The sequence below is a fragment of the Oxobacter pfennigii genome (assembly GCF_001317355.1).
In the GTDB taxonomy this organism is placed as follows: Bacteria; Bacillota; Clostridia; order Clostridiales; family Oxobacteraceae; genus Oxobacter; species Oxobacter pfennigii.
In genome coordinates this window covers 63754-88094 of the sequence record NZ_LKET01000027.1, presented here as the reverse complement: position 1 = coordinate 88094, position 24341 = coordinate 63754, and the positions used below count along the sequence as shown (strand labels likewise).

Here is a 24341-nt window from a genome sequence, read left to right as displayed (position 1 = left end):
GACCATAAAGTCGCCGATGGGAAGCAATGCGGTTGTGGTTGTAGAAAACTTCAATGGTTTTATCTGTTATCCTCACATCAACCTTACGTTTGATGTACTCATAAGGAACGGAGTATAGCATTCCGTCGTCAACGGATATGTGATAATTGAACTGAACGGTGGCTTGTTTCCAATCCGCCAGTTCGTATGGGGTAGCAGGTAAGGGTGTCAGCAATGGCAGTTCTTCGTCGCGGAAGAGTTCCAACCGCCATTATGCACGATAGCTGTCTTGCAGTTATCAGATACTAAAATTTTAGCAACACCACCGAAGTATTCATACATATGAACATGGGCAGTTATCCATGCTCGCTGTTTTTCATTGATGAATGCTTCCACATAGGCATACTGGCTGTAAGTCATGACGCCAACAAAAATATATGCGTCTATGATTTCTCCGGTATCAGGGTCAACTATGTGCGCGGATCCCCTGCCCAATCAATCTCCACTTGCTCTCCAGGTTTACGGTTGATATGCATGGTGGCACGCCGTTTCTGCTCATCCTGCTGGATGTAATAGCAGAATTGTGAATACATGAGTGGTTGTTCACCGTTCAGGCGGCAATCCTCCATGTATTCAGTCCATAAGAGTTTTTTGCCAACTCCATTTTTAAGGAGCTCCTTATGGATGTAGACAAAGTCTGACTTTCTTTTAGTGCTGATGTCTTTGTCTGCTTTGGGAAACATCATCCCTTCTAAAACAGCATCTGTGATGGTTTCGTCAAGTGGCCATGTAATGGTTAATTCATTAGCACGACGTAAGACTCTCACAACTGTTTTTTGTGCAACACCGCAGCTTTGCATGATGTTGCGTTGTGTAAATCCAAGACTATGTAGCCTAAGGATTTCTCGGTATTTGGTCATAGACGTGACCTCCCTAAATGTATTTACATCTTTCGATGCATAAATACATTATAAGGCTGTCCTATATGATTTCCGATAACCGGAAAGCTGATTTCCTATGTGTCGGAATGTTGATTTCCAACTACCGGACAGATGATGTCATCTGCTCCGGAATACTCAATGCTTTATTGTAAGCAAGATCAAGAGGATAAATCTATGATAAAAAAACGGATTATTTTTGCAGTAGCATTTACTGTAATTGTTTTGTTGGCTTTTATATTATATTTTCTGCTCACATGGAAAGTTGATATAGCTGTAAACGGGATTGAAGATTCAAAGGGGTATACGCAAAAGTTAAAAGAAGCAGTATTGGGGGATGGCATAATAGAGTTTACGGAATCCGAAGTTAACGGAATTATAACAACGATAATTAAAGAAGATGAAAAGCTGGAAAATAAGATTAAGTATGCTTATATAAGTATTGCTGATGAAAAATTCCTTATAAATATTATTATACCGGTATATAATCATGATTTGTATACCAGCTTTCTGGTAAAACCTGAAATGGCAGGCACGAATATAAGTATGAATATTGAAAACATGACGGTTGGTAAGGTTGCAATTCCTATAAACTTCTTTATGTCTGCTGTGAAAAGCTATCTCCCCGAAAATTTTAAGATACTGAACAATAATTCTTTAGATATCGGCAATAAGATTTTTAACAATGAAATCAGCGGTATTTCAGTAGAAAATAATATGCTAAAAATTGCACTAAAATTGGACAGCCAGTATAACCTGGGTAAAATCCCTGATAATCCAAGCGGCTCTGGGAAAGAAAACGGAGCAGTAGCTGAGGCAGGGAGTACATCAGTTGTAACTCCAAGCATGAATCAGCCTGAAGGTTCAGATACAATAAAAGATGCTCAAAGCGGAGGAGATACTGTTAATGGAAGTATGCCTGTACAGCCTGGCCCTACTCCTGAGCCTATAATGGATGACGAGATTAAAATGAGGATTGCCGCACTTAGTGATACCAACAGCCAGCTTTATAAGGTGCTTGAAGAAGTAAAAAGCAGCGGTGCAAAATCATGGATTGAAACAGTGATATCCGTTAATTCAAAGATGCTTCAGGACATTAATAACAGTTATACTTCTGATATAAATGCAGCAAAAGCAGTGTATAAAAAACTTTCGGAAGATGTCAAATATGAATTAAAAACCGCAGCATTTAAAAATATGAATGTGTCTGCTGTAAGATTTTTAATAGATACATACGATATGCAGTAGTTGGTAATGGATCTACTTTAAGATATGCTATGCTACTCATGGTGTATAATGTTTACAAAATAGATGATATTTGGTATTATAATTTCGATTAACGCTAAAACAAATAAGTATTTTGGAGTAAATGCCTGTCTGGTCATTTGTTAATCGATGAAAAGTGGCTTTCTGGATAGCAGAAATTATATTATTTGGGAGGTTAATTATGGGTGGTGCGGGAAACCCTCCTAATCAGGGGATTAAGGATCTAAAAAAGTATATTAAATTAGTCATTAAAGAAATTAAAGATTCTGATGACAAAAATAACGTTGAAAAAGCAGTTGTTGTAAACAAGGATATCAACAATGAATAGTAATATAATATCATTTTTAAATGGCTTATTATCTGCAATAATACTAGCAATATTGCAACATTTTGTTGTTTCTACCTTCCTCTATTTTAGAAATAAAAACGACTATTCCATTAATGGCTACTGGATCAGTAAATACAATTCAGCTTTTGATAAAGAAATTGCAGCTAATGATTTAGTTTTAATCCGAGTTATTAAAAATAAAATAGTTGTTAAGTATCAACAGTATTATAACACGATCGATGTTTGTAATACATTTCGTGGCGAGGGTTATATTGGAAATGGCAGAATCTCCGTAGCATATGTTTATAGTGATCGCAATACATATCAAAATGGGGTCATGTTATTAACACAAATTGATTTGGCTGCAACGAAGAAAGGTTTTAGTGGAAAATTCTATGAGCTTGATTCTAGAATTGTAAAGTCAAACGGACAAAAGATTTATGGCAGTGAACTAAGAATTTATGGAATCGATTATGTACTTGTTCCAATAAAATTATCAATAAGGCAAAAAATATATTTTCTACTTAACAAAAAAGTATATGATTCTCATGAAGCTATTCTTAATGAATTTAATAGGTGCATAAAAAATGAATAAGTGTAAGAAATGTGGTACATGCTGCAAAGTGGATAAACGTTATAATTATATTAGTGTAGTTATTTTCCCGAGTGATTTGAGTACCATCGCAGACTTTTTGGATATAAGCTGTGTAGATTTTTTATCAAAATATTGTATACATACGATTCTGAAGTGTGATTCAAATTACGATATATATTTACTAAAAGCTAAAGATGGTAAATGCGTGTTTTTGGGGGATTCATTATGCAAAATACACGAAGTTAAACCTTTACAGTGTAAACTAGCACCACATGACTTTTTTGCAACAACCAATTTGTGGGATTACCTTCCTTGCTATAAAGCAAAAGTTTCTGATAAATTTGAAGTTACAGAAGAGGAAGTTGATTTAGTGAAATCGCTAATGGCAGGATACAAGATCTAAAACTATAATGTTCCCATAGGATTAGACACAAAAATGGAAAAATAAGTTTTCAAGCACCCTGTTTTTATTGAGAGAAAAGAAAAATCACCCCGAATATAAGCCGCTATCTCTGCAGCGTTTGAAAAAATCTGTCAATACATAATGAATTTCCTGCGCCGTTTATGAATCTGGAAATACCTATAAATTTTGCCGGGAAGTATTATAAGCATAAGCCTAAGGAGCCATATTGTATTTGATTTTAGAGATGCTAACATAGCGGAATTTTATCTTATACACATCGATTTTAATTATGATACATTTTCGAACAAGTGGCCTGCAATAAAATTAATACTTATGACGAATTCATTTAATATTTTTGCAATCAATAATTTTATTACAGATGAACAAAAGGGATAAGCTGGACGTCAAGTAAAGAATGTGAAATGAGATGATTTTATGCCTGACAGTGAAGTAATAAAGTTCATAGAAGATGAGATTTCCGCTTGTAAGGATGATTTAAAAGAGCTGCTGGGCTTAGCCTTAAGTGAACTGAAAAATATAAATAAAATATTTTTAAATGATGGAGATAAGTTAATAACTGAAAGGCCTGTTTTTAGATTCAAAAGCGCCGAAAGCATAAAAGAAAAAATGGAGAGAAAGAACATCGATATAAACTGTTTTACTGACAAGCTGAAGGACTTAATTGGCATAAGGGTGGTATGCAATGATTTATATGCTTTGGAGGAAGTTTGCAATAAGCTGTCTGATTCTCACAAGATTGAGATAGTCGAACAGAAACGCTGTATTGAAAAAGCAGACTCTGACGGATATAGAGGCGTACATTTTATTTTCAAATCCAAGGATGCTGAAAAGCTTTCCAATAAAAATTTAAAGGGTGAAATTCAAATACGTACTATAGCACAGCACTTCTGGGCAACTTTTTCCCATCGTGACATGTATAAAACCGGCAATATTATATTAAACCGCATAAAAGAACGATCAATTATGTTAAGTGATACTCTTTATCGGGAGGATAGAGAATTAAAGTTATTAAAAGAAGAAGTCAGGGAATCCTATTCGGGCATAAACCTGTTAAGCTTGAGCTCATTGCTCAGCTCTATGGGAATAATGATAAATAATGATGAAAAAGAAGAATTTATAAAGTTGCTGCAGGATGAGGGCTTAAATAACGATGATATTTTCACATTACATTCTTCTTTAACCGAGAATGCCAAGGAATTTGATGAGTGGGGAATTTATTTATTTAAAACAATTATTAATAGAGAGCCTGCTGTAATAGAAAAATTATTCATCAGAGCTATAGCAAACATCAACGGGTATTACTGGCCTAAGAGAAAAGTGTTCGAGTGGGTATTAAGTAGAAAAGCTTCGGCTTGGAGCAATATTTTAAATAGTGACAATCCCAGGAATCTCATTATACTTTTGGAAGCATTTTATTATAACTCTACGGACAGATATATTTTCACCATGAGAAGTCCGGATGAGATTACAATGTGGTCTTTTATTCTGGATAATAGATATACTGTAAAAGCCTTAAAAGAGCTCGAGTTAATTGAGGAAACATTTATTGAAAACATTGAAAAAAGAGAAACAGCAAAAGCTGCCTTTGGAAAACATGTCTATAAAATTAAGTGCACACAAAAGGGAGAGGAAATTGCTGTCCGGTGCATAAAAAGTATTTTCAGTAATGAAGAACATGCATTGTATATCCTTGGGAATATTGAGAAAGAAGATTTTCCAAAAGACGATGTCTTTAATTGGGGACTTCCAAGGTCAGCTTCATCGTCGTTTGAAATAATAGAGTTAGATGAAGGCCCAAATTTTAACGAAAAAGATTGGTGGACTGAAGAAATAGGGTATTATTAGCAAAGCCCGGGTTTTGTGAAACGAAAATAATGGGGCGCTGCCATTTTGAAAGAGGCGATTTTAATGGATGAAAAGATTGATAAGAAAACAAAAGAGGCTCTGATAAAAGCCATGGAATATGCAAAGGCTTATAATCAACAGCTGCAGGAAAACAGGGAGAAGCGGCTGTGGAAGAAAGTTGATATTCCATGCAGCCTTTACGATGCCATAAATGGGTTGACAAAGGCTGAAATGGATGCAATCCGCAAAAATTATGACTTTAAAAATTTAAGCTCTCTCAAAAAAGCAGAGCTGGCATCGGAGCTTGCCAGGTTGATTCCATTGAAGTTTAAGAATGTCGTATATACATTGGATAAAAGCAGATATGACTTTATCAAAATAGTCATTGAAAATTCGGGAGTTATACCTGATATCGGTATTTCAGCTGCAAATGCTGAAGTATTTATGGGATACAGTATCATTTTCCCTGGATTATATGACAATCAGAAGGTATTGTTTATGCCGGATGAACTGATAGATATTTTTTCAAGTATAGATGGCAGAGAGCTAGAAAGCATTGTTAAACGCAATACGGAGTGGATACAACTGACACATGGATTGCTTTATTTTTATGGTGTCATGGATGCATGGAGAGTTAAAGAGAAGGTTAAAAAGCTTATAGGGCAGGAAGTTGATATTAAGGAATTTATGAATGTAATGTCCTTCGCCTGCGATTTCTATGGACAGGCTAATCGTACCCCATATGGGTATGCTGATGATAGAGTTTTTGATGCAAAGAAAATTGTTGAAGAACACAAAATGCGGCCAGGTGTTGACTATTATCCTTTTACAAAAAAACAACTGCTAAAAGCCGGCAATCCGGATTATATTGATAAGACACCGGAAATGGACAGCTTCATAAATTTTCTTTTAGAGCATTACAGGCTAAGTGATCAGGAAATAAAGGAAATAGCATCACAGATAGTCAATATAATCAATGCGGATTCAAAGCCGGCACTGATTATTCAATACCTGCAGAGCTTTATAGAGTTCCCGTCATTTGAATTTGTGCAGCAGTTAACTGCGAAAATAATGGAATTATATAATAATACCCGCCTATGGGTGCTAAAGGGGCATACTCCCAATGAGTTGTTTCAGGAGGAAAGGAAATACTTACAGCCTTTGCCGGCAGAACCTTTAAAGACAGCCCAGTCAAAAGCTAAAGTAGTTGACATTGTAACCCGTACAAAAGTAGGGCGGAATGATCCTTGTCCTTGCGGCAGCGGCAAGAAGTATAAAAAGTGCTGCGGAAAATGATTTGATGGCAATTGCTATGCTCCCAAATTTATAAGAACCATGTTATAAATATCCTCAGCGATTTTAATACATTCTGAGGCATCATCATCTGTAACAATTAATGGAATGTCAGCTGGATACCTGGTTTCAATATAATATTGATTTATCAAGGCACATTCCTTTAAATAATTTTTAAATGCATTATGTAAAACTGCTGATTCCTTGCATAAATAAACCAAGCTGTGTCCTGAAATCAGTTCTTTCTTTTTATATAATATGAAACCTTTTAAAGCCTTTTCAATAGCTTGATGGCAATGAAAAGCCACAGTATCATTTCCGCAATCATTTTCTTTAAGGACTTTAGCGGATTTAATATCTCTTTCACTCTTATTAAGCCAATCTTTGTACCGTGGACTATCAACCATGAATTGATACCCCCTGCTGGTTAATGGAATAAGCGAAACTTGTTGTGTCATTTACACATTCGAACCATTCTTGTTCAGTATAAATGATAATATCAATTGGCAAATCACTTTCAATATTCAAATACATATCGGTCAGCAGATCTTTTTTATCAACCGTATCCTTTATAATACATAAATCTATATCGCTTTTATCAGTGCCTGTCATTTTTGACCAGGAACCAAACAAAATCAATTTTACCGGCGAATACTTTGCGATAATCTGTTTTTTTATGGAGTCTATATTATCCTGAATATTCATATATCCCACCTCCATTATTGTTTCTATATATTATCCTTTGTAGTTTGATTTTAATCCAGATTTTTAAATTTTTCAATGTTTTATAATTTTCAATGCAGGGGATTTTTTATGCATTCCCTATAGCAAAATAAAAAAGATACCATCTATAGGTTCAGTAAATCAGTTGTATAATTTTTTCTTATACGGTATACTATGAACAAGAAGAAATGAGGAGTGGTTAGATTGCCCAATGATAAATATACGCCTCCATACACACTGACGGATGAAATCATAAATCTTATTGCAGAGATAAGCGAGCTTGTTGGTGCTGTGACTGTAAAGAGCAGCATGGAGTCAAGTCCACGGTTGCGCCGTGAGAACCGTATCCGCACTATACATGCCAGTTTGGCTATTGAGAATAACACTCTTTCACTTGATAACGTCACCGACATCATCAACGGCAAGCGTGTACTTGGTGCACCCGGTGAAATCCGGGAGGTTAAAAACACCTACGAGGCATATAACCTTCTTCTGGGATATGACCCTTATTCTATAAACGATATGCTTAAAGCTCATAAGGTTTTGATGACTGATTTGACAAAGGAGGCGGGGTGTTTTCGCTCCGGTGGCGTCGGAGTTTTTGCAGGAGAACAGCTTGTGCATATGGCTCCGCCTGCAGAACTTGTACCAAAGCTTACTGCTGAATTGATGAGCTGGGCAAAACAAGAAAAGGTGCATCCCCTCATCAAAAGCTGTGTGTTTCATTATGAATTTGAATTCATCCATCCTTTTGCTGATGGCAACGGGCGAATGGGACGAATGTGGCAGACATTGCTTCTATATCAATGGAAGCAATTATTTGCGTGGCTGCCGGTTGAGACCATTATTAAAGAACGTCAGCAGGAATATTACGACGTTTTGGCGGCTGCAGACAGGAATTCTGACTCCGGTGTGTTCATTGCTTTTTTGCTTAGGGCCATTTTTGATACGCTGAAAGAATTGGAAGAGACCGAACAAGGACGCGTACAGGTAACCGAACAAGTAGAAAAGTTGATGACTGTTCTCCGGGACGGAGAATGGTCAGGCAAGGAATTGATGATACATCTTGGATTGAAGCATCGGCCGACATTCTTGAAGAACTACCTTCAGCCGGCGATTGCTTTAGGGCTTGTGGAGATGACTTTTCCGGAAACGCCCAACAGTAAAAAGCAGAAATACAGGCTTGTTAAAAAATGATTTTGATTATTTGCCAATTCAAAATCATTTTTGATATTGAAATCCATTTTAAAGCATCTTAGAGTTTTTGATTTGAACTAGATAGTTATGATAATTGATTTAACTAAGAACGTTATAAACAAAGCTTTGAGGAGGTGTGTTCTATTGCAAAGCCCAAATATAAAAGGAGCAAATGCCTTAAAGGGTCATATGTTAATTATTACATTTGAAAATGACGAAAAGAAAATATTCGATTTAAAACCTTATTTAAAATATCCGGTTTTTGAGCCATTAAAAGATTATAAAGAATTCCTTGATTTTATTATAGAAGATGGAACAATAGAATGGAAATGCGGTGCAGATTTAAGCCCCGATACTTTTTATTTAGAAAGTTTCGATTATAATGAAGAAGTATCGTTAAAAGAGATGTAATGGATTGTGGATATAGAGCAGAGAAGATGGCCTGCATCCGGCTCTAATCTAACGTCCGGATGGCTCTGCAATGACTTGCTTGATCAGCTTGGAGTGTAGAGGCCAAGTTCTACCGTGGAGATTCAAAGCGGTTGCTCCATCAGCATCTGGAGATAATCAGGGGAGTACACGGTAAAATCAAAGAAAATACAAAACGATATTGAAGCTTTTTAGCGGGGGGGAATACCATGGGTAGAACCACAACTTTTGGAGATGAGCAATTTAGAAACATAAAAGATATCTTGGAGAAACATGGCTATAAAATTAAGTGCACACAAAAGGGAGAGGAAACAACGAAAACAAGATGAGACTATGGAATATGTCTAGCCTACAAATGTTTATTTATAAGATAATTATGGTATAATTAAGTTAATGGTGCGAGCTGTTTCCTCTTGAAAATGGGAGTGATTCTGTTTTCATTAGTAAGCTATTAACATATAGTAGGAGAATCCAGTAGCCTGTACCTAGTCCTTGGAACTGAAGTGGTAACACCAAGTTTAAGCGTAGGACGGGGAGCAAACGAGCCGAAACGAAAGTGAAGCTATTGAGCCACGAAATAATTATCTAAACGAAGAGGCCGATACTCTCTTTAAGGTAGCAGACAACACTATATAAATCGTATTGGTGAGATTTATATAACACTTCCGGGGTCTGAGGGCTTGGCGAGTTTGATGATAAATAAATATGTTAATCAGAAACTTAGAGGACACTATCAGTATTACGGAGTTACCGATAATACTAGAGGTGTGAAGAGTTATTTAAATGCAGTTACATGGCTGTTGTTCAAATGGCTGAATAGAAGAAGTCAAAGAAGGAGTTACACTCTTGACACATTCTATAATGGACTGCTTAAAACTCTTCCATTACTAGAACCGGCAATAAGCGTGAGCTTATTCTATAGATGATTAAATATGATGTGAAGAGCCGTATTCCTTAATAGGGCACGTACGGTTCCGCCGAGGAGCATGGGTGGCGACGTCCGTGTTTACTCAAGATTATGGAATTTATCAGAGGTGAGATATAAATGTTAACTTTAGCTCAAATAAAGAATTCAGTTTCCGATATAGCAGTAAAATATCCTATAAAAAAGATTTCAATATTTGGCTCTTATGCTGATGGGAGTGCAAGTGATAATAGTGATATTGATATGCTAATAGAGTTTTTGTCGCCAAATATTTCACTTTTTATATTATCTGATATCAAAGAAGAATTGGAATCCAAATTAAATAAGGAAGTAGACTTGATACACGCTCCGATAGAAGCGGATTCCTTAATTAAAATTGATAAAGTAGTTGATATCTATGAATAATAGAGATTTCCAAATAATCAGTAAGATATTTAAAGAAATCGAAGTTGTTGAGGATCTTATTGTTGGGTTCAACTTAGAGAAATTCTCATCTGATGAGCGAACTAAAAGAGCCGTATGCATGACAATTATAAATATTGGCGAACTCACAAAAAGCTTAACCGAAGATTTTAAAGACGCTTATAACAATATTCCTTGGAAATCTATTGCTGGTATGAGAGATATTACTGCTCATAAATATCAAACCTTAAAGGTAGGGGACGTCTGGGTTACCATATTAAATGATATACCCAAGCTGAAGGTTCAATTAAACGAAATATTGAAAGATGTTTTAGATTAGGGCAGCTATTTTTAAAAGTTGCCTTTTCTCTATAAGATCGTGTCTCCGCAAGCACTCTTGTACCAAAGCTAGTTGCCGATTTGATCGACAATAGAACAGGAATGCATGTAGTATGTGCTACCGGACAAAACAAGATATGGATGATTACGGCTTACTACCCGGATGAATATGAATGGTATGAGGATTTAAAGACAAGGAGGAAATGAGCTATGGATTGTATTATGTGTAAGGCAAACCTGTACAAAGGTACTGTGAATCATATTGTTGATGCAGATGGATACATTATTATCGTTAAAAATGTTCCTGCAAATGTATGCAAACAATGTGGTGAATACTATGTTGAACATGAGATTGCACTTAAATTAGAAGAAATTGTTGAAGAATCAAAAAGGAACAGGGCTGAGATTACAATTATAAACTTTTCCGATATAGCTGCATAAATTGTATGTGATGGAATAAATATACCTATCCCCCTTGTCAAGATTATTTGAAAATATAACAGCCTCTGTGTAAGTAGAATAATCTAACAAACAACGCATGGAGAGTTAAAGAGAAGGTTAAAAAGCTTACAGAGCAGGAAGTTGACATTAAGGAATTTATGAATGTAATGTCCTTCGCCTGCGATTTCTATGGACAGGCTAATCGTACCCGTACCAAGTTAGGGCGGAATGACCCTTGTCCTTTCGGCAGCGGCAAGAAGTATAAAAAGTGCTGCGGAAAATGATTTGATGGGGTAACAATTATAGAGTATGAATACCCGGGAAGTTTTATAATAAGCTTCTCTGACAAATCCTGAATTGTCATTTGAATATCATAATTTACGAAAAGGGCAGCTATTTAAGCTGCCCTTTCGTATGAGGTAAACCTTGTCCTTTAAATGAAGTATATATTCGATTGAAGTAATTTCGAGGATCAATACTTCATTTTTTAATAAAAATTTGTTTATAGTAATATATATTAAAAAGTGAGAAAAAAGCAAGGAGGGGGCTATAAATTATGTTTGTTTGTGTTTTTATCGATTGGGAAAATGTTGAAAAAACTGCCAAACAAGAATTTGGTTCGGTGCTTAATTTTGAAGAATTTGTTCAAGTAATCCGCAGTGTTGCCACTTCAAACGGGTCACGTTTAGTGGGGATACAGGCTTATGGAGATTTTGACAAGGGTACGGCTGGCCTAATGAGCACATTAATTAATTTAGGGATTGAACCCCGGCATGTTGTTACAAAGACTGCGCAGGAGTATTTAAAAGGGTCAACAGATATAGAACTTTCGTTAGATATATTAGAAACTATGTATAACTATCCGCATATAACTGATTTTTTGTTTGTTTCCGGTGATAGTGATTTAAGACACGTTATTAAAAGGCTGCAAAAGCTGGGCAAGAATTTGAGGTTATTAGGCTTTAAAACTCATACCAGCCAGTTTATTATTGATATGGTGAATGAATTTATTTTATTGGATGATTACCCGAATATCATGAGGAAAGTAACACAGACTGAAAAAGAGCAAATGACACTGTTGCTGCTTTCCAATGAGTATGTACGTATCGTTATTGAACATGTTGACCGGCTTGAAAAAATGAACAATAAGGATTTTATAGGATTAAATTACTTGCGGAAAAGATTAATTGATCATTATAAAGACTCTGTAACCCAGATCAGTGATGCTTTAACACATTGTATTGATTATGAAATATTAAACATATATCAGGTCCCGAACCCGAATGACCCCAAATATCCAACCCGTGCCTTGAAATTGAACAGAGAAAATCAGGCAGTGCAATATGTATTAAATAAGTGAAATAAGATATATCTTTGTTAATCGGCTTTTTATTTTGTCTATAATACAGTAAAATTAATATAAGCATATTTTAAGCGGAAAGAAAAAGAATATGACTCTTGATGGATTGCTTTCTATTATTAATGCTTTGGATCGATATAAACAAGTCCATATATTGAGAAATAAATAAAATAGTTGAAAAAGACTTTGGCAGAGAAGATATGTAACAGAAGCATTGAGATGTTTTTTAATATAATAAATACTTTTGAAGGGGGAATTTGTAAATGGACATTAATGATTTTAAAGCTTCACAAATGAGGAAAATGGCAGATCTACATAATGGGCTGGAAATAGATATGGAAGAAAAAACAAAACAGCATCTCAATAAAATATTTGAAAGCATAAAATTTAATGCGAAGAATGGTAAGTACAGTACCGTATGCGAGTTAGAGAAAATGCAAAAATATCAGGATGAAATCTACAGTAATATTTTAAATAATCTAATGGAGTGCGGATACAAAGCAGAGATGAGGCTTTATGATTTTTTCCCATGCAATTTTATTGAAATTAGCTGGTGACATATGCCCTCAAAAAAAGTGAGAAGCTCTGCAGTTGCAGGTGAACGGCCATTCCTTTTTATGCCAAATAAAAAAGACACCAATCATAGGTGACCTCTCTACATAATTCCTGTCATTAATTATTTTTCTATAACTTTGTTAATCTTGCTATTCTCAAATTTACATTTTACCAGTCGCAAAATTTTAAAATCATTGCAATTTAAAAGGCTATTGTATAGTTTGCATTTTAATCCATCCACGCTAGTATTAGTAAATTTGCAGTTGCCACAATATAAATCCATAAACCCTCCGTTATTTGCTCATTTTTTTATCTTTTGTTACTTTTTTAGTCATATTTTAATTATAAACCTTATTTGCTAAATAGTATACATAAGTATTTTTATATTGGATTTTTATACTCTCTCGCAAGGATAGAAAAATATTTTCTAAACTAGTAAAATATGTATTGACAATAAAAAATACATTCTATATAATAATAATTATTAATTAAATAAAAATTATCTAAAATAAAAATTATGGAGGAATGAAAAATGTTCAAGAAAATTTTAGTACCCACTGACGTCTCGGAGGCTTCGAAAAGGGCTTTGGATGTGGCTTTAGCGCTGGCAAAACAATTTGAGTCCGAAGTTGAGCTTTTTCATGTAGTTTATACTCCTGAACCAATAGTGGATGCAGAAGCGACTTTTAATTTGGCACCGTTATATCCCACTCCTGACCAGATAAATGAAATGGGACAGGCAGTTATGGAGAGGGCATTAAAGGATGTCGACGCAGGCAACATAAAAATAGAAAAGAAGTTTGTTGCAGGACATGCTGCGATGGAAGTTATAGAAGAAGCAAACAAAGGCTTTGATTTGGTAGTAATGGGAAGCCGCGGCCAGGGACCATTGACAGGTGCAGTATTAGGAAGCGTTGCACAGAGAGTTTTATCAGGTGCACATTGCCCGGTGCTCATAGTAAAATAGTCTATTTGGTTCATAAAGGATATTAAGATAAGAAAAAGGTCTGACCTCGTTTTTAGCGGTGTCAGGCCTTTTGTAATTTAAAATATTTCTTTGTGCAGTTTTATTCCCGTAGGTGTTGCTGCCAAGCCGCCTAAAGAGGTTTCTCTCAATTCAAAGGGCATTGATTTACCTATTCTGTACATTGCATCCACCACTTCATCAAAGGGGATAATGCTCTTTACTCCGGCAAGAGCCATATCGGCAGCTGCCATGGCGTTTACTGATCCCATGGCATTTCGTTTTGCGCAGGGTGCTTCAACCAATCCGGCTATGGGGTCGCATACAAGGCCTAATATGCATTTTATTGCAATGGCTGCGGCGTGAAATGACATTTCCGGTGTACCGCCGGCTAATTCCACACAGGCGGCGGCAGCCATTGCGGATGCAGAGCCGCATTCTGCCTGGCAGCCACCTTCAGCCCCGGATAATGTGGCGTTGCCGGCTATTATGGCTCCCACAGCCGATGCCGTAAATAGGGAATTTACTATTTCTTCCTCTGTGGAGTTGAAATTTTCAGCTGCTGTAATTATAACCGCCGGAAGAATGCCGCAGGAGCCGGCTGTGGGTGCTGCAACTATTCTTCCCATGGCGCTGTTTACTTCGCTGGATGAAAATGCCCTTGCCATGGCTTTGTTTATATTGCTTCCGCACAGGGTTTTGTTTTTATTTATGTTATCGTTTATTCTCTTGGCATCACCGCCGATAAGGCCGCTGATGGATTTTATATCCTTCTCCAATCCCTGGGATGCGGAGCTTCTCATTACTTCAAGGCTTTGGCGCATTCTTTCCATCACTTCTCCTTTGGATTTCTCAGAAGTTTTAGCCTCGTCATCTATTATGGCAGCACTTATTTTCACATTATTTTTGATGCAGTATTCCAGTAGCTCTTTTGCACTGCTGAACATATTTCTCTTCCTTTCTTTATATAGGCTTTACCAGAAAAACCTTTTCTATATCCTTTATTTTTGAAATTCCCTCAATAGCTTCATCAGGAATTGGGTTATCCGTTTCCACCACCATGGATGCCATCTGCCCCTTTGATTTTCTTATAACCTTCATAAAGGCTATATTCACTTTAAGCTCTGATAATAGCGAAGTGACGGCAGTAATTACCCCCGGCCTGTCATAATGCTTTGTGATTATGGTAGGGTATTCTCCCGTAAATTCCACTTCTTCGCCGTTTACTTCCTTTATAAGTACATTTCCGCCGCCTATTGACGATCCAGTGACGGTAAAGGCTGTGCCGTTACTTTTTTCAAAGAGAAACTTAACGGTGTTAGGGTGTACATCCCCCAAGTCGGATTCTATAAATTCGTATTCCAGTCCTTCTTTGCTGGCTATTATAAACGAGTCCCGAAGTCTCTCATCGTGGGGCTCAAAACCCAGTACGCCGGCCAGCAGCGCTTTGTCGGTACCATGGCCTTTATATGTTTTAGCAAAGGAACCATGAAGCAAAAAGGTAACTTTTTTTATATCACTTCCTGCTATGTTTGCTGCAATTCTTCCCAGCCTGGCTGCCCCTGCAGTATGAGAGCTTGAAGGACCTATCATCACCGGCCCTAATATGTCAAACACGCCATAGTTTTTAGCCATATATTTTCACCTGCCGTATTATTAATCTATATACATATTAGTTTATCATTATAGCCGGAATTATGTAAGGAGGGAGGTTTCAAGGAAGGGGACGGTTCATTCCAATTTTGCATTTGGGACAGACTACAGACTTGGATTATTTTATGATATAATATTATAAAAGTATATGTAAAAGTAGGGATTATTTTTTAAGTTTATATGTATAAATGAACCTTTGATGTATATAATACTAATAAAATATACGAACATACGTTCTGAATAAAATATTAAGAAGGTGTGAAAGAATGGAAGATAAAACTTTTGAATTAGTAGAAAAGATGTACATTGAATTTAGCATAAAATTTGAAAAGATTGACAAGAGATTTGATAAAATTGAAAATGAAATATCTGAAATAAAAAAAGACGTAAGAAAAGTTAATGAAAAATTAGACGGGCCTATTAATGACAGGCTCACAGCACTTGAAGACGGATATAAATTAACATATGAAAAATTAACATGCCTCGAAAAGAAAGTGGATGTTTTATCGGATAAGGTTGATAAGCATGATATAAGAATTGAGGTAATAGAAGGCGGCAGAAGAATATAACCATAGGAGCGTGCTCATATTGGAAGATAAAGCTTTTGAATTACTTGAAAAAATGTACGCTGAGTTTAACATAAAGTTTGATAAGATAGATGAGAGATTTGAAAGAATCGACCAAAAATTTGAAAAGATAGACGAGAAGTTTAATAAAATTGATAAGAGATTTGATGATATAAACGTAAAGTTTGCCAGGGTAGGTGAAAGATTAGATAAAATCGACGGCAGGCTGGATAAAGCCGATGAGAGATTTGAAAAGGTTGATACAAGGTTCGATAGCTTAGAAATTAAAGTCGATAGTTTAAAAGATCAGCTTTCGGAATTTGAAGCAAAGACGGCAGCATATCACATAGAAACCATGTCAAATATAAATGAGTTATCAGAAAATATCAATTTCTGGATAGATGAAGATACGAGAACCCGTAAGGATATATTTTTAATTAAGAAAAAGCTGGGCATGATTTAACGAAGCAATAAAATGATATTAATATATATTTTTTTCCATATTTAGATTAAATTCGCATAATTTAGTAGACATGATTTCATATATCGTATATAATAATAATGAAATTAAAATCCGATAAAGGCAAACTTAGGGAAACCTAAGGACGCAAAACTATAGGGGTTAAAATCACATAAAAAGTGATTATGCCAGCCAGTTACCGAAGATGAATGATATACTCGTTTTAATTGCTATTCTTCGGAATAGCTTTATATTTTTACAATTCCTCCGGATTTTAATTTAATAAATTTATGGAGGTATAGGCTGTGAAATTGTTAATTTTTATCGGCGTCTTGTTAACAATTGCAACTTTCATCATGGCTTGTTTAAGGGCAAGTGCCCTGGCAGACAGACGGTACGACACAGACTGTAAAGGAGCTTAAAGCTCCTTTTTTTATTTGGTAAAAATAGAAATTTTAGTATAAGTTATTGACAGAATATGCTATAATGGCATACAAGATGAGTTGATTTCACTGGTTTTTAAGGGGATAAATATGAAAACTTTTAAAAAAATAAGTTTGCTGTTTTGTGCATTACTTATTATTGCAGTTTTTTATATATATAATTGCCTTGTTTATAAAGAGGATATAAGTACATTCAGTAATTACGATAATGTAGATATTAATACCAAGATAAAGACTGCCATATTAGGAGACGGTATTATCGACTTAAACGAAGAGGAATTAAATGCGGCTGCAGCTTTAGCATTACGGGACAATGAGAATGTTAAAGCCATGCATATTGATATACAGGAAAGCAAGGTTTTATTTAAAGCCCTGGTACATATGGCAGGCAGGGAGTTAATGGTCAAAGCCGTTGTAACGCCTGTCATGAAGGATGGGGATATTATAGCTTCAATTGACAGTGTCACAGTGGGAAGGCTTAAGCTCCCGGATATATTAATTAAATACGGTATCAGCCGGTACTTACCCCAAGGAATGGCAGTAACAGAAGATGGATCAATTAATGCAGGAAACCGGATATTGATGCTGGACGGTATTGAAAATATGATACTTAATAATGATAATATAAAAATAGTTTTACAGCAGACCTTGCCGGGGTTTGAAGATTTTGCATCAAATGAGACAAGCAGTGCAGGGTCTGATGCTACAGAAATTACACCGCAACAAGGAAATACGTCAAATCAATCTCAATCGAACAATACGGGAAAGACTGTTACACAAAAACCTTCACCAACAATAACACAGGCCGGCTCAAATCAAACTTCAAACTCAGTTACCCCGACACCGACACAGGGTTCATCCCCGAATCCGGCAATACCAACTGTGCCGGCAGAGGCTGATACTCAGAAAAAAATATCAGCATTGAAAACTACAAACAGCCAGCTATATAATGTGCAAAATGCTGTAAAGAACAGCAGCGCTAAAAACTGGGTAGGCTGGGTAATATCTGTTAACAGCAAAATGATTGGAAATCCCAATGGTAACTTCAGCAGTGATATTAACAGCGCTAAGTCAGCATATAAAAGCTTTTCAGCGGATATAAAAGATGAAATAAAGAGCGCTGCCATTAATAACCTTGACATTTCTGCTGTGAGATACCTTGTAAATGTATACGGTATGTAGTGAGTAATTTTACTTATTGCTTATATTATTTTCTCTTTTCGGAAAGAGGTGATGTAGATTTATAGTAATGAAAACCTATATAAAAAAGTTTAATAAAGTAACAAGAAAGGAGACACACAGAATGCCTAAAAAATTTAAAAGGATTTTTACGTGGTGTTTAGTAACTTGTCTGATTTTAACTCAGACAATTGTTGGCGGCATAGCATTTGCTGAGACATCGGCAGAAAGGCTTTACGGACAGGACAGGTATCAGACTGCAGTTGCTATATCACAAAAAGGATGGCCTTCAGGCTCAGACTATGCAATTATAGCCAGGGGAGACGATTTTGCCGATGCACTTTGTGCAGGACCCCTAGCTAAAAAGTATGATGCGCCTATACTTTTAACTGAGACAAGCACCTTAAATGCCAATACATTAAATGAGTTAAAGAGGTTAGGAGTAAAGAATGTAATCATAGTAGGCGGAACAGGTGCTGTATCTGAAAATGTTGAAATAGCTTTGACTGCAGCAGGTATAGCAAGTGTTGTACGTTTCTGGGGCGCAGACAGATATGAAACATCAGTTAAAATAGCTGAAAAAATTGGTACTGTTAAAACCGTGGTTTTAGCAACTGGTGAAAATTACCCAGATGCACTATCCATAGCACCCGTAGCATCAGCCAACGGCTGGCCAATAATTCTTACAATGAAGGACACATTGCCCTCATCTGCTGTTTTATATATGAATACCTGCGGTGTAACAAAGTCCTATGTTGTTGGCGGTACCGGAGTTATAGGAGATTTGGTATATTATTTGGCACCTAATGCAACAAGGTTAGGCGGTGCTGACAGGTACGCAACAAACGTGCTTGTTATGGACGAATTTAAAGATACTCTCAATTTTGATACTATTTACCTTGCAGTGGGCGATGGCCCAAGCGGCAATGAATTTGCCGATGCACTTTCAGGTGCTGCTTTGGCAGCCAAGACATCATCCCCTGTTGTTTTGGCATATCAGAATCTTGCTGCCGGGACTTTGGACTTTTTAAAGGCTAATACATCCCTGGCAACTGAGGTTATATCCTTAGGAGGAGAAGCAGTTATGCCTTCATCTGTTGCAAATAGCATAACAGCATTGATTCCCGTAGCAGCAAGATACGATTCATCAGGAGTTTATGGACCAGCAGAAGGTACAGAGACAATCAACGGTAATGTAGTTATTGCTGCTGATGGTGTAACGTTACAGAATGTAACCATAGAAGGCGACCTGCTCCTTGCAAAAGCCATAGGATTAGGCACCGTAAACCTTAATAATGTAACTGTAAAAGGTACTACCACTGTCAAAGGCGGCGGTACGGACAGTATTATAATGTACAATTTTAATGGACAAACCGTAGTTGTTGATGTGCCTGACGGCCACAGCGTAAGGCTGGTAGCAAGCGGCAGCACAACTATAGCTGATGTAGTTTTGAACAGCGGCGGTAAGCTGGGGGAATCCGAACTTACCGGAAGCGGTTTTGTAAACGTTGCTATTCCTGCAGGTGCTGAGGTTACCTTAGTTGGTGACTTTGATACAGTCGAAGTTGAGGGAAGCGGAGCAAAGGTAACTTTATCCCAAGGTTCCATTAAGACATTGAATATTGACAGCACAGCAGCCAATGCAGCTGTTGACCTGGCAGAAGGTACAAGTGTAACAACTCTTAACGTAAGTACTTCAGCTTCTGTATCAGGTAAAGGTACAATTAATACTGCAAACATAAACGCCAACGGAGTAACAATAGAACAGAAGCCAAAGACTACTAACGTGGCTTCCGGTGTCAGCGCAAGTGTTGGCGGAAAGACAGTAACCGGTACACCATCAACCGGCGGCGGTGGCGGTGGTGGCGGCGGTAACGGAGACGATGATGACGATGAGCCAGCTCCAGAGATTGAAAGACTTGCCGGCGTTGCACCAGTTAATGGTGTATTTACATTGGATGCGCCTTATAATATCTCCGGTGCAACTATTATAGTATCGGCAGCAGGCACGGTTACATTATCTTATGATGACGATGATGAAGACGATGAGCCAAACAGGACCCTTGGACAATGGTCATTTAGCAGCGGTTCAAATGAATTAACCGTAATAGGTAATGCAAGCGGATTGAGACCATTAAATATTTTATCAGCATTGCAGGATGCTGATATAGATGTTAATGACATTGCAGATGCTATAGACCTTACTGCCATATTAAATGCTGTAAAGAATGATGATTACAAGGCAGTTATTTATGATGAAGTAATTCCGACTTTACTTGATGGTTTAACAGGACAAGTAGGAAATATTTCAAGCATTTACGAGGCTATAGGCTTACCAACAATTTATGATGCTGCCGGAAATGATACACAGGAAGGTATACAGGAAGCTTTAGCTCCTGCGATAGCAGTATATGTTGATAATGATGGAATCTACTCAAGTAATGCTTTTGCTACATTAGTTGGTGATGATTCAGAAGATATGATAGATGAAATAAACAGCGCACCTTGGAGTTCAGATTTCTATGAAGCTATTAATTTCACTATTTTAACAAATGCATTAATTAATTCAAGTGAAAAGCAAGCTATATATGATGCTGTTAATCTGGAAGCAATTTATGAAGCTGCAAGAGACGAAGCTCAATTAAACCCTACTACTCTTTATGCGGCATTAATGGGAGCATTCCATGAAATTCAGGCTCTTGAAGATGATACTAAAGAAATCATCGAAGAGCAAGGTATTGATAAGGTACTGAATATGCTGATAGAAGATGCTGGATATACTTTTATACTTGAAATAACCAACAGCAACGGAACAACTAGATACACAATTGAAGCGAATTAATTAAATCAAGCTTTGTTAAAGCACTCTATCCAACTTGGACAGAGTGCTTTTTTCATCTTTATAACAAATTTACCACATTTTATCGACATAATAGAAAATATCTATATAATTATATTTATAAGTGTTTTTAAAAGGGGATTATCAATGGGAATTACAAGGTTACATCATTGATAAAATACACAAAAGGAGCGATAGTATGATAAAAAACAGAAAAGCGGTATCTGCGTTTATTCTGGCTGTATGCATTTTGCTTTTGCAGATATGTTTACCTAAAAGTGCTCTAGGACAGATAAGAGTGCCGGAGAGGTTATCAGGCAGCGACAGGTATAAAACGGCAGTATCCATTTCACAAAAAGGGTGGCCTGATGGTTCGGACTATGCGGTAATTGCCAGGGGAGATGATTTTGCCGATGCTTTATGCGCAGGGCCATTGGCTAAAAAATATAATGCTCCCATACTTTTAACCATGACGGATAGTTTGGGTGCGGATACACTTGAAGAATTAAAAAGGCTTAAAGTTAAGAATATTATTATTGTAGGCGGTACAGGGGCAGTTTCACAAAATGTTGAAAGCACTATTTTTACCGCAGGAATTTCACACATGGAACGTATATGGGGAAGCGATAGATATGAAACATCTGCAAAGATAGCTGAAAAAGTTGGTACAAGCACTAAGGTGGTACTGGCAACAGGAGAAAACTTTCCTGATGCATTATCAGTTTCCGCAATTGCAGCAAATATGGGAATGCCCATACTATTGACGATGAAGGACAGCCTTCCGGAAGGAGCAAGGCAGTATATCATAAATAACGGAGTTACTAATACATATTTGATAGGCGGCAATGGTGTAATATCTGACGGCGTCATGTACACTGTGCCTGGTTTTAAAAGATTAGGAGGCATTGACAGGTATGAGACAAATGTCCTTGTAATGCAGGAATTTGCCGGCAGCTTAAATTTCTCAAACATATTTACGGCAGTAGGTGACGGGCCAAACGGAGATGAGTTTGCCGATGCACTGTCGGGAGCAGTATTGGCAGCGCAGACAGCCTCACCTTTAATACTTGCCAATGGCGTGCTGCCAGCTGTTACAGCGGACTTTTTAAAGACAAGGGTTACCGGCGAATCCACAGTCACAGCCTTAGGCGGAGAAGCGGTTATGCCTGTTACAGTTATTGAAGGACTAGTGGCTGTTATAAATAATGCATCACAGGCGCCTGTGATTACCCCAACACCTGTGGTAACACCGACACCAACTCCCACACCGGCAGTTACGCCTCCGGCGGGCGGCGGTGGAGGAGGCGGAGGAGCACCTGCTGCACAAACTGCCGATATCACTAACATAAAGGTTATAAGCTATGACGGTGAGACCCTCCTTAACGAGGATGGCGATACATTTGACTTAAGCAGATTTGGCGATAATGTCCGGATAAAATATATAGAAGTTACTGCCGATAATAATTGTGCTATAAAAATAACCGGCGTATTATATGAAGGCGATGATTTATGGGATAGTGAGTATACCACGACACTTCGCAAAAATACATCACGCAGGCTTGATATAGACAGCATATTGGATTTTACAAGCGGCAATAACGGGGTGTTATTAGGATCCTTAAGGTCAATAGTAGACAGTGTTACGATAAGAGGCATACTCGAAATTGATGGCGAAGAAGTGAATACCGTAAGAATTAATTTAGAACTTTAAAAAACAAAGTCCGGCCTGGGGTTATCCTGAGCCGGATTTTAAAATATGTTCGATATATATGCAATCTAAATATCTTTTGTTTTGCTTCTGTTTCTGTCGGTGTAATAATATCCATATCTGTAATAATAGTTTCCGGGAGATGTGCTCTTATATTTATTGAGAACCGTCCCTATTATATCTGCCTTTACGTTAACTAAAAGGTCCCTGGCTTTTAATACACTTTCTATAGTGGCTTCTCCGGAAGCAATAACAAGTATGGTACCATCGCTGATGGATGCCAAAAGGGCGCCGTCGGTAACGACGATCACAGGCGGAGCATCGATTAAAATATAATCGTAGTATTCCTTAAGTCCGTCCAGTATGGACTTCATTTTATTGGAGCCTAAAAGTTCAGCCGGATTGGGAGGCTTGGGGCCGCACGGCAATACATCAAGCTTTTCTATATCGGTTTTATGTATGAAATTTTCATGATCGCTGCCGCCTATAAGCATATTGGTGATACCGTAATCATTGGGGAGAGAAAACATTTTGTGGACGGTAGGGTTTCTTAAGTCGCCTTCCATTAAAAGCACTTTGTTTCCTGCCTGGGACAGTGTTACTGCAAGATTTGAAATTATTGTACTTTTGCCTTCGTTTGGGCCTGTGCTGGTAAAGACAATTGTTTTTACGTTCTTGTCAAAGGAAGTGAATTTTATATTTGTTCTCAGTGTCCTGAAAATCTCCGAAATAGGGGATTTAGGGTCGTTGTAGGCGAAGAGTCTGGAATCCATGGCTATTTCTCCTTTGAATCTATATATGGTATGCTTGCTAAAACCGTTATTCCAAGATATCTTTCAATATCGCTTTCTGTCTTTATGGTGTTATCCAAATATTCCAATAAAAATGAAATTCCGAGGGATAACATCAGCCCTACAAAGGCGGCAATTGCTATATTCAGAAGTATCCTTGGCTTGACAGGTGATGTGGGCATCAGTGCATAATCCATGATTTTCACATCGTCTGCATTCATCATTTCCCGTGCATTTTCTTCGAATACTCTTGCAATGGTATTTGCAAGCATCATTGCTGTTTCAGGATTTTCATCCTGCACTGATAATTCAAGTATTTGTGTATCGCCTTTTGTTAAAACCGTGAGGTTTTTCTGAAGCTCGTTCGATGTCATGTCATATTTTAATTGCGATAAGGCTTTATCGGCTACAAGCCTGCTTTTTATTATTTCAGCATATGTTTTTACAAGTCTCTGATACATTAAAACGTCATTATACTGCATCCGCTCGTTGTCATTATTGGGAGTTCGTCCAATTATCATGGTGGCTTTTGCTTCATACACTGGATTTAATAAAAATATGCTTACAAGTCCGCTTGCTAATGCAGCAATCAGTGTTACCAAAATAATTATCCATATACGTTTACGAATGATATGCAGATATTCCAGTAACTCCATTTTTTTATCCTCTCATTCTGTATTATTTACGCAGGCAACAAAT

Annotated in this window: 27 protein-coding genes, 1 pseudogene and 1 riboswitch; of the genes and pseudogenes, 21 read left to right on the top strand and 7 right to left on the bottom strand. The window is 37.1% G+C overall.

All coding sequences use genetic code 11. From position 1 onward, the window contains the following. Positions 1–899: pseudogene (locus OXPF_RS23005) on the bottom strand (Mu transposase domain-containing protein); the annotation flags it as partial. A gap of 195 nt (positions 900–1094) precedes the next feature. On the opposite strand from OXPF_RS23005, the gene OXPF_RS06470 reads away from it, so the two are divergent. The 6 genes from OXPF_RS06470 to OXPF_RS06445 all read left to right on the top strand — a co-directional run bounded on the left by OXPF_RS06470 (position 1095) and on the right by OXPF_RS06445 (position 6671). Next, positions 1095–2165 (top strand): hypothetical protein, encoded by a 1071-nt coding sequence (locus OXPF_RS06470; RefSeq protein WP_054874394.1) that lies wholly within the window; start codon positions 1095–1097, stop codon positions 2163–2165. Positions 2166–2364: 199 nt separating this feature from the next. Further along, on the top strand, positions 2365–2511 hold the full coding sequence (locus tag OXPF_RS22375; RefSeq protein ID WP_160317164.1) for a hypothetical protein: 147 nt from the start codon (positions 2365–2367) through the stop codon (positions 2509–2511). Then, the gene (locus OXPF_RS06465) at positions 2504–3106 is read left to right on the top strand and encodes a hypothetical protein (protein ID WP_054874393.1); all 603 of its coding nucleotides are present in this window, start codon (positions 2504–2506) and stop codon (positions 3104–3106) included. Before OXPF_RS22375 ends, OXPF_RS06465 begins: the two co-directional genes overlap by 8 nt. Continuing rightward, a complete protein-coding gene (locus OXPF_RS06460; protein WP_054874392.1) occupies positions 3099–3509 on the top strand; it encodes a YkgJ family cysteine cluster protein in 411 nt (136 codons plus the stop codon). The genes OXPF_RS06465 and OXPF_RS06460 overlap by 8 nt, the downstream gene beginning before the upstream one ends. A 435-nt stretch (positions 3510–3944) precedes the next feature. Continuing rightward, positions 3945–5375 (top strand): GTP pyrophosphokinase, encoded by a 1431-nt coding sequence (locus OXPF_RS06450; protein ID WP_054874390.1) that lies wholly within the window; start codon positions 3945–3947, stop codon positions 5373–5375. Positions 5376–5438: 63 nt separating this feature from the next. Continuing rightward, on the top strand, positions 5439–6671 hold the full coding sequence (locus OXPF_RS06445; protein WP_054874389.1) for a YecA family protein: 1233 nt from the start codon (positions 5439–5441) through the stop codon (positions 6669–6671). Between the two features lie 14 nt (positions 6672–6685). Here the strand turns inward: OXPF_RS06445 and OXPF_RS06440 are convergent, their stop codons facing one another. Beyond that, the gene (locus OXPF_RS06440) at positions 6686–7075 is read right to left on the bottom strand and encodes a HEPN domain-containing protein (protein WP_054874388.1); all 390 of its coding nucleotides are present in this window, start codon (positions 7073–7075) and stop codon (positions 6686–6688) included. Beyond that, a complete protein-coding gene (locus OXPF_RS06435; RefSeq protein ID WP_054874387.1) occupies positions 7068–7373 on the bottom strand; it encodes a nucleotidyltransferase domain-containing protein in 306 nt (101 codons plus the stop codon). The genes OXPF_RS06440 and OXPF_RS06435 overlap by 8 nt, the downstream gene beginning before the upstream one ends. Before the next feature lie 213 nt (positions 7374–7586). On the opposite strand from OXPF_RS06435, the gene OXPF_RS06430 reads away from it, so the two are divergent. The 10 genes from OXPF_RS06430 (at position 7587) to OXPF_RS06395 (ending at position 14006) form a co-directional block, all read left to right on the top strand. Continuing rightward, entirely contained in the window at positions 7587–8588 is a 1002-nt protein-coding gene (locus OXPF_RS06430; protein WP_242854338.1) for a Fic family protein, read from the top strand. Between the two features lie 87 nt (positions 8589–8675). Further along, the gene (locus OXPF_RS06425) at positions 8676–8999 is read left to right on the top strand and encodes a DUF2442 domain-containing protein (RefSeq protein ID WP_242854337.1); all 324 of its coding nucleotides are present in this window, start codon (positions 8676–8678) and stop codon (positions 8997–8999) included. Between the two features lie 1063 nt (positions 9000–10062). After that, on the top strand, positions 10063–10347 hold the full coding sequence (locus tag OXPF_RS06420) for a nucleotidyltransferase family protein (protein WP_054874385.1): 285 nt from the start codon (positions 10063–10065) through the stop codon (positions 10345–10347). After that, positions 10340–10684 carry a HepT-like ribonuclease domain-containing protein gene (locus OXPF_RS06415; RefSeq protein ID WP_054874384.1) on the top strand — a complete coding sequence of 115 codons (345 nt, stop codon included), beginning with the start codon at positions 10340–10342 and terminating at the stop codon, positions 10682–10684. Before OXPF_RS06420 ends, OXPF_RS06415 begins: the two co-directional genes overlap by 8 nt. Before the next feature lie 80 nt (positions 10685–10764). Next, complete coding sequence (locus OXPF_RS23340; protein ID WP_278308355.1) at positions 10765–10890, top strand: hypothetical protein; 126 nt, start codon at positions 10765–10767, stop codon at positions 10888–10890. Between the two features lie 3 nt (positions 10891–10893). Then, positions 10894–11124, top strand: coding sequence for a type II toxin-antitoxin system MqsA family antitoxin (locus OXPF_RS06410; protein WP_054874383.1), 231 nt, complete (start codon positions 10894–10896; stop codon positions 11122–11124). A gap of 158 nt (positions 11125–11282) precedes the next feature. Then, positions 11283–11408: an SEC-C metal-binding domain-containing protein gene (locus OXPF_RS23000; RefSeq protein ID WP_242854336.1), complete on the top strand. Its 126-nt coding sequence runs from the start codon at positions 11283–11285 to the stop codon at positions 11406–11408. 272 nt (positions 11409–11680) lie between these two features. Continuing rightward, the gene (locus OXPF_RS06405) at positions 11681–12484 is read left to right on the top strand and encodes an NYN domain-containing protein (protein ID WP_054874382.1); all 804 of its coding nucleotides are present in this window, start codon (positions 11681–11683) and stop codon (positions 12482–12484) included. Between the two features lie 263 nt (positions 12485–12747). Then, a complete protein-coding gene (locus tag OXPF_RS06400) occupies positions 12748–13041 on the top strand; it encodes a hypothetical protein (RefSeq protein ID WP_054874381.1) in 294 nt (97 codons plus the stop codon). 530 nt (positions 13042–13571) lie between these two features. Next, entirely contained in the window at positions 13572–14006 is a 435-nt protein-coding gene (locus OXPF_RS06395) for a universal stress protein (RefSeq protein WP_054874380.1), read from the top strand. 77 nt (positions 14007–14083) lie between these two features. On the opposite strand, the gene sdaAA is transcribed toward OXPF_RS06395, so the two are convergent. Together sdaAA and sdaAB are read right to left on the bottom strand one after the other, a co-directional pair. After that, positions 14084–14950 carry an L-serine ammonia-lyase, iron-sulfur-dependent, subunit alpha gene (gene sdaAA / locus OXPF_RS06390; protein ID WP_054874379.1) on the bottom strand — a complete coding sequence of 289 codons (867 nt, stop codon included), beginning with the start codon at positions 14948–14950 and terminating at the stop codon, positions 14084–14086. 16 nt (positions 14951–14966) lie between these two features. Beyond that, positions 14967–15638, bottom strand: a complete 672-nt coding sequence (gene sdaAB, locus OXPF_RS06385; protein ID WP_054874378.1) for an L-serine ammonia-lyase, iron-sulfur-dependent subunit beta — start codon at positions 15636–15638, stop codon at positions 14967–14969. A gap of 284 nt (positions 15639–15922) precedes the next feature. On the opposite strand from sdaAB, the gene OXPF_RS06380 reads away from it, so the two are divergent. The 5 genes from OXPF_RS06380 (at position 15923) to OXPF_RS06360 (ending at position 22854) form a co-directional block, all read left to right on the top strand. Then, the gene (locus tag OXPF_RS06380) at positions 15923–16225 is read left to right on the top strand and encodes a hypothetical protein (RefSeq protein ID WP_054874377.1); all 303 of its coding nucleotides are present in this window, start codon (positions 15923–15925) and stop codon (positions 16223–16225) included. Positions 16226–16244: 19 nt separating this feature from the next. Next, on the top strand, positions 16245–16685 hold the full coding sequence (locus OXPF_RS06375; RefSeq protein WP_054874376.1) for a hypothetical protein: 441 nt from the start codon (positions 16245–16247) through the stop codon (positions 16683–16685). Between the two features lie 109 nt (positions 16686–16794). Further along, a riboswitch (cyclic di-GMP riboswitch) is annotated at positions 16795–16886 on the top strand. 329 nt (positions 16887–17215) lie between these two features. After that, positions 17216–18307: a hypothetical protein gene (locus OXPF_RS06370; RefSeq protein WP_054874375.1), complete on the top strand. Its 1092-nt coding sequence runs from the start codon at positions 17216–17218 to the stop codon at positions 18305–18307. Between the two features lie 121 nt (positions 18308–18428). Beyond that, positions 18429–21146 (top strand): cell wall-binding repeat-containing protein, encoded by a 2718-nt coding sequence (locus OXPF_RS06365; protein ID WP_160317163.1) that lies wholly within the window; start codon positions 18429–18431, stop codon positions 21144–21146. A 196-nt stretch (positions 21147–21342) separates the two neighbouring features. Next, complete coding sequence (locus OXPF_RS06360; RefSeq protein WP_054874373.1) at positions 21343–22854, top strand: cell wall-binding repeat-containing protein; 1512 nt, start codon at positions 21343–21345, stop codon at positions 22852–22854. 65 nt (positions 22855–22919) lie between these two features. Here the strand turns inward: OXPF_RS06360 and OXPF_RS06355 are convergent, their stop codons facing one another. Beyond that, complete coding sequence (locus tag OXPF_RS06355; RefSeq protein WP_054874372.1) at positions 22920–23624, bottom strand: CpsD/CapB family tyrosine-protein kinase; 705 nt, start codon at positions 23622–23624, stop codon at positions 22920–22922. Positions 23625–23626: 2 nt separating this feature from the next. Then, complete coding sequence (locus OXPF_RS06350) at positions 23627–24298, bottom strand: YveK family protein (protein ID WP_054874371.1); 672 nt, start codon at positions 24296–24298, stop codon at positions 23627–23629. Positions 24299–24341: the final 43 nt, after the last annotated feature.

Coding starts and splice junctions, on each gene's coding strand:
- OXPF_RS06470 (WP_054874394.1), top strand. CDS start 1,095: ATGATAAAAAAACGGATTATTTTTGCAGTAGCATTTACTGTAATTGTT.
- OXPF_RS22375 (WP_160317164.1), top strand. CDS start 2,365: ATGGGTGGTGCGGGAAACCCTCCTAATCAGGGGATTAAGGATCTAAAA.
- OXPF_RS06465 (WP_054874393.1), top strand. CDS start 2,504: ATGAATAGTAATATAATATCATTTTTAAATGGCTTATTATCTGCAATA.
- OXPF_RS06460 (WP_054874392.1), top strand. CDS start 3,099: ATGAATAAGTGTAAGAAATGTGGTACATGCTGCAAAGTGGATAAACGT.
- OXPF_RS06450 (WP_054874390.1), top strand. CDS start 3,945: ATGCCTGACAGTGAAGTAATAAAGTTCATAGAAGATGAGATTTCCGCT.
- OXPF_RS06445 (WP_054874389.1), top strand. CDS start 5,439: ATGGATGAAAAGATTGATAAGAAAACAAAAGAGGCTCTGATAAAAGCC.
- OXPF_RS06440 (WP_054874388.1), bottom strand. CDS start 7,075: ATGGTTGATAGTCCACGGTACAAAGATTGGCTTAATAAGAGTGAAAGA.
- OXPF_RS06435 (WP_054874387.1), bottom strand. CDS start 7,373: ATGAATATTCAGGATAATATAGACTCCATAAAAAAACAGATTATCGCA.
- OXPF_RS06425 (WP_242854337.1), top strand. CDS start 8,676: ATGATAATTGATTTAACTAAGAACGTTATAAACAAAGCTTTGAGGAGG.
- OXPF_RS06420 (WP_054874385.1), top strand. CDS start 10,063: ATGTTAACTTTAGCTCAAATAAAGAATTCAGTTTCCGATATAGCAGTA.
- OXPF_RS06415 (WP_054874384.1), top strand. CDS start 10,340: ATGAATAATAGAGATTTCCAAATAATCAGTAAGATATTTAAAGAAATC.
- OXPF_RS06410 (WP_054874383.1), top strand. CDS start 10,894: ATGGATTGTATTATGTGTAAGGCAAACCTGTACAAAGGTACTGTGAAT.
- OXPF_RS23000 (WP_242854336.1), top strand. CDS start 11,283: ATGAATGTAATGTCCTTCGCCTGCGATTTCTATGGACAGGCTAATCGT.
- OXPF_RS06405 (WP_054874382.1), top strand. CDS start 11,681: ATGTTTGTTTGTGTTTTTATCGATTGGGAAAATGTTGAAAAAACTGCC.
- OXPF_RS06400 (WP_054874381.1), top strand. CDS start 12,748: ATGGACATTAATGATTTTAAAGCTTCACAAATGAGGAAAATGGCAGAT.
- OXPF_RS06395 (WP_054874380.1), top strand. CDS start 13,572: ATGTTCAAGAAAATTTTAGTACCCACTGACGTCTCGGAGGCTTCGAAA.
- sdaAA (WP_054874379.1), bottom strand. CDS start 14,950: ATGTTCAGCAGTGCAAAAGAGCTACTGGAATACTGCATCAAAAATAAT.
- sdaAB (WP_054874378.1), bottom strand. CDS start 15,638: ATGGCTAAAAACTATGGCGTGTTTGACATATTAGGGCCGGTGATGATA.
- OXPF_RS06380 (WP_054874377.1), top strand. CDS start 15,923: ATGGAAGATAAAACTTTTGAATTAGTAGAAAAGATGTACATTGAATTT.
- OXPF_RS06370 (WP_054874375.1), top strand. CDS start 17,216: ATGAAAACTTTTAAAAAAATAAGTTTGCTGTTTTGTGCATTACTTATT.
- OXPF_RS06365 (WP_160317163.1), top strand. CDS start 18,429: ATGCCTAAAAAATTTAAAAGGATTTTTACGTGGTGTTTAGTAACTTGT.
- OXPF_RS06360 (WP_054874373.1), top strand. CDS start 21,343: ATGATAAAAAACAGAAAAGCGGTATCTGCGTTTATTCTGGCTGTATGC.
- OXPF_RS06355 (WP_054874372.1), bottom strand. CDS start 23,624: ATGGATTCCAGACTCTTCGCCTACAACGACCCTAAATCCCCTATTTCG.
- OXPF_RS06350 (WP_054874371.1), bottom strand. CDS start 24,298: ATGGAGTTACTGGAATATCTGCATATCATTCGTAAACGTATATGGATA.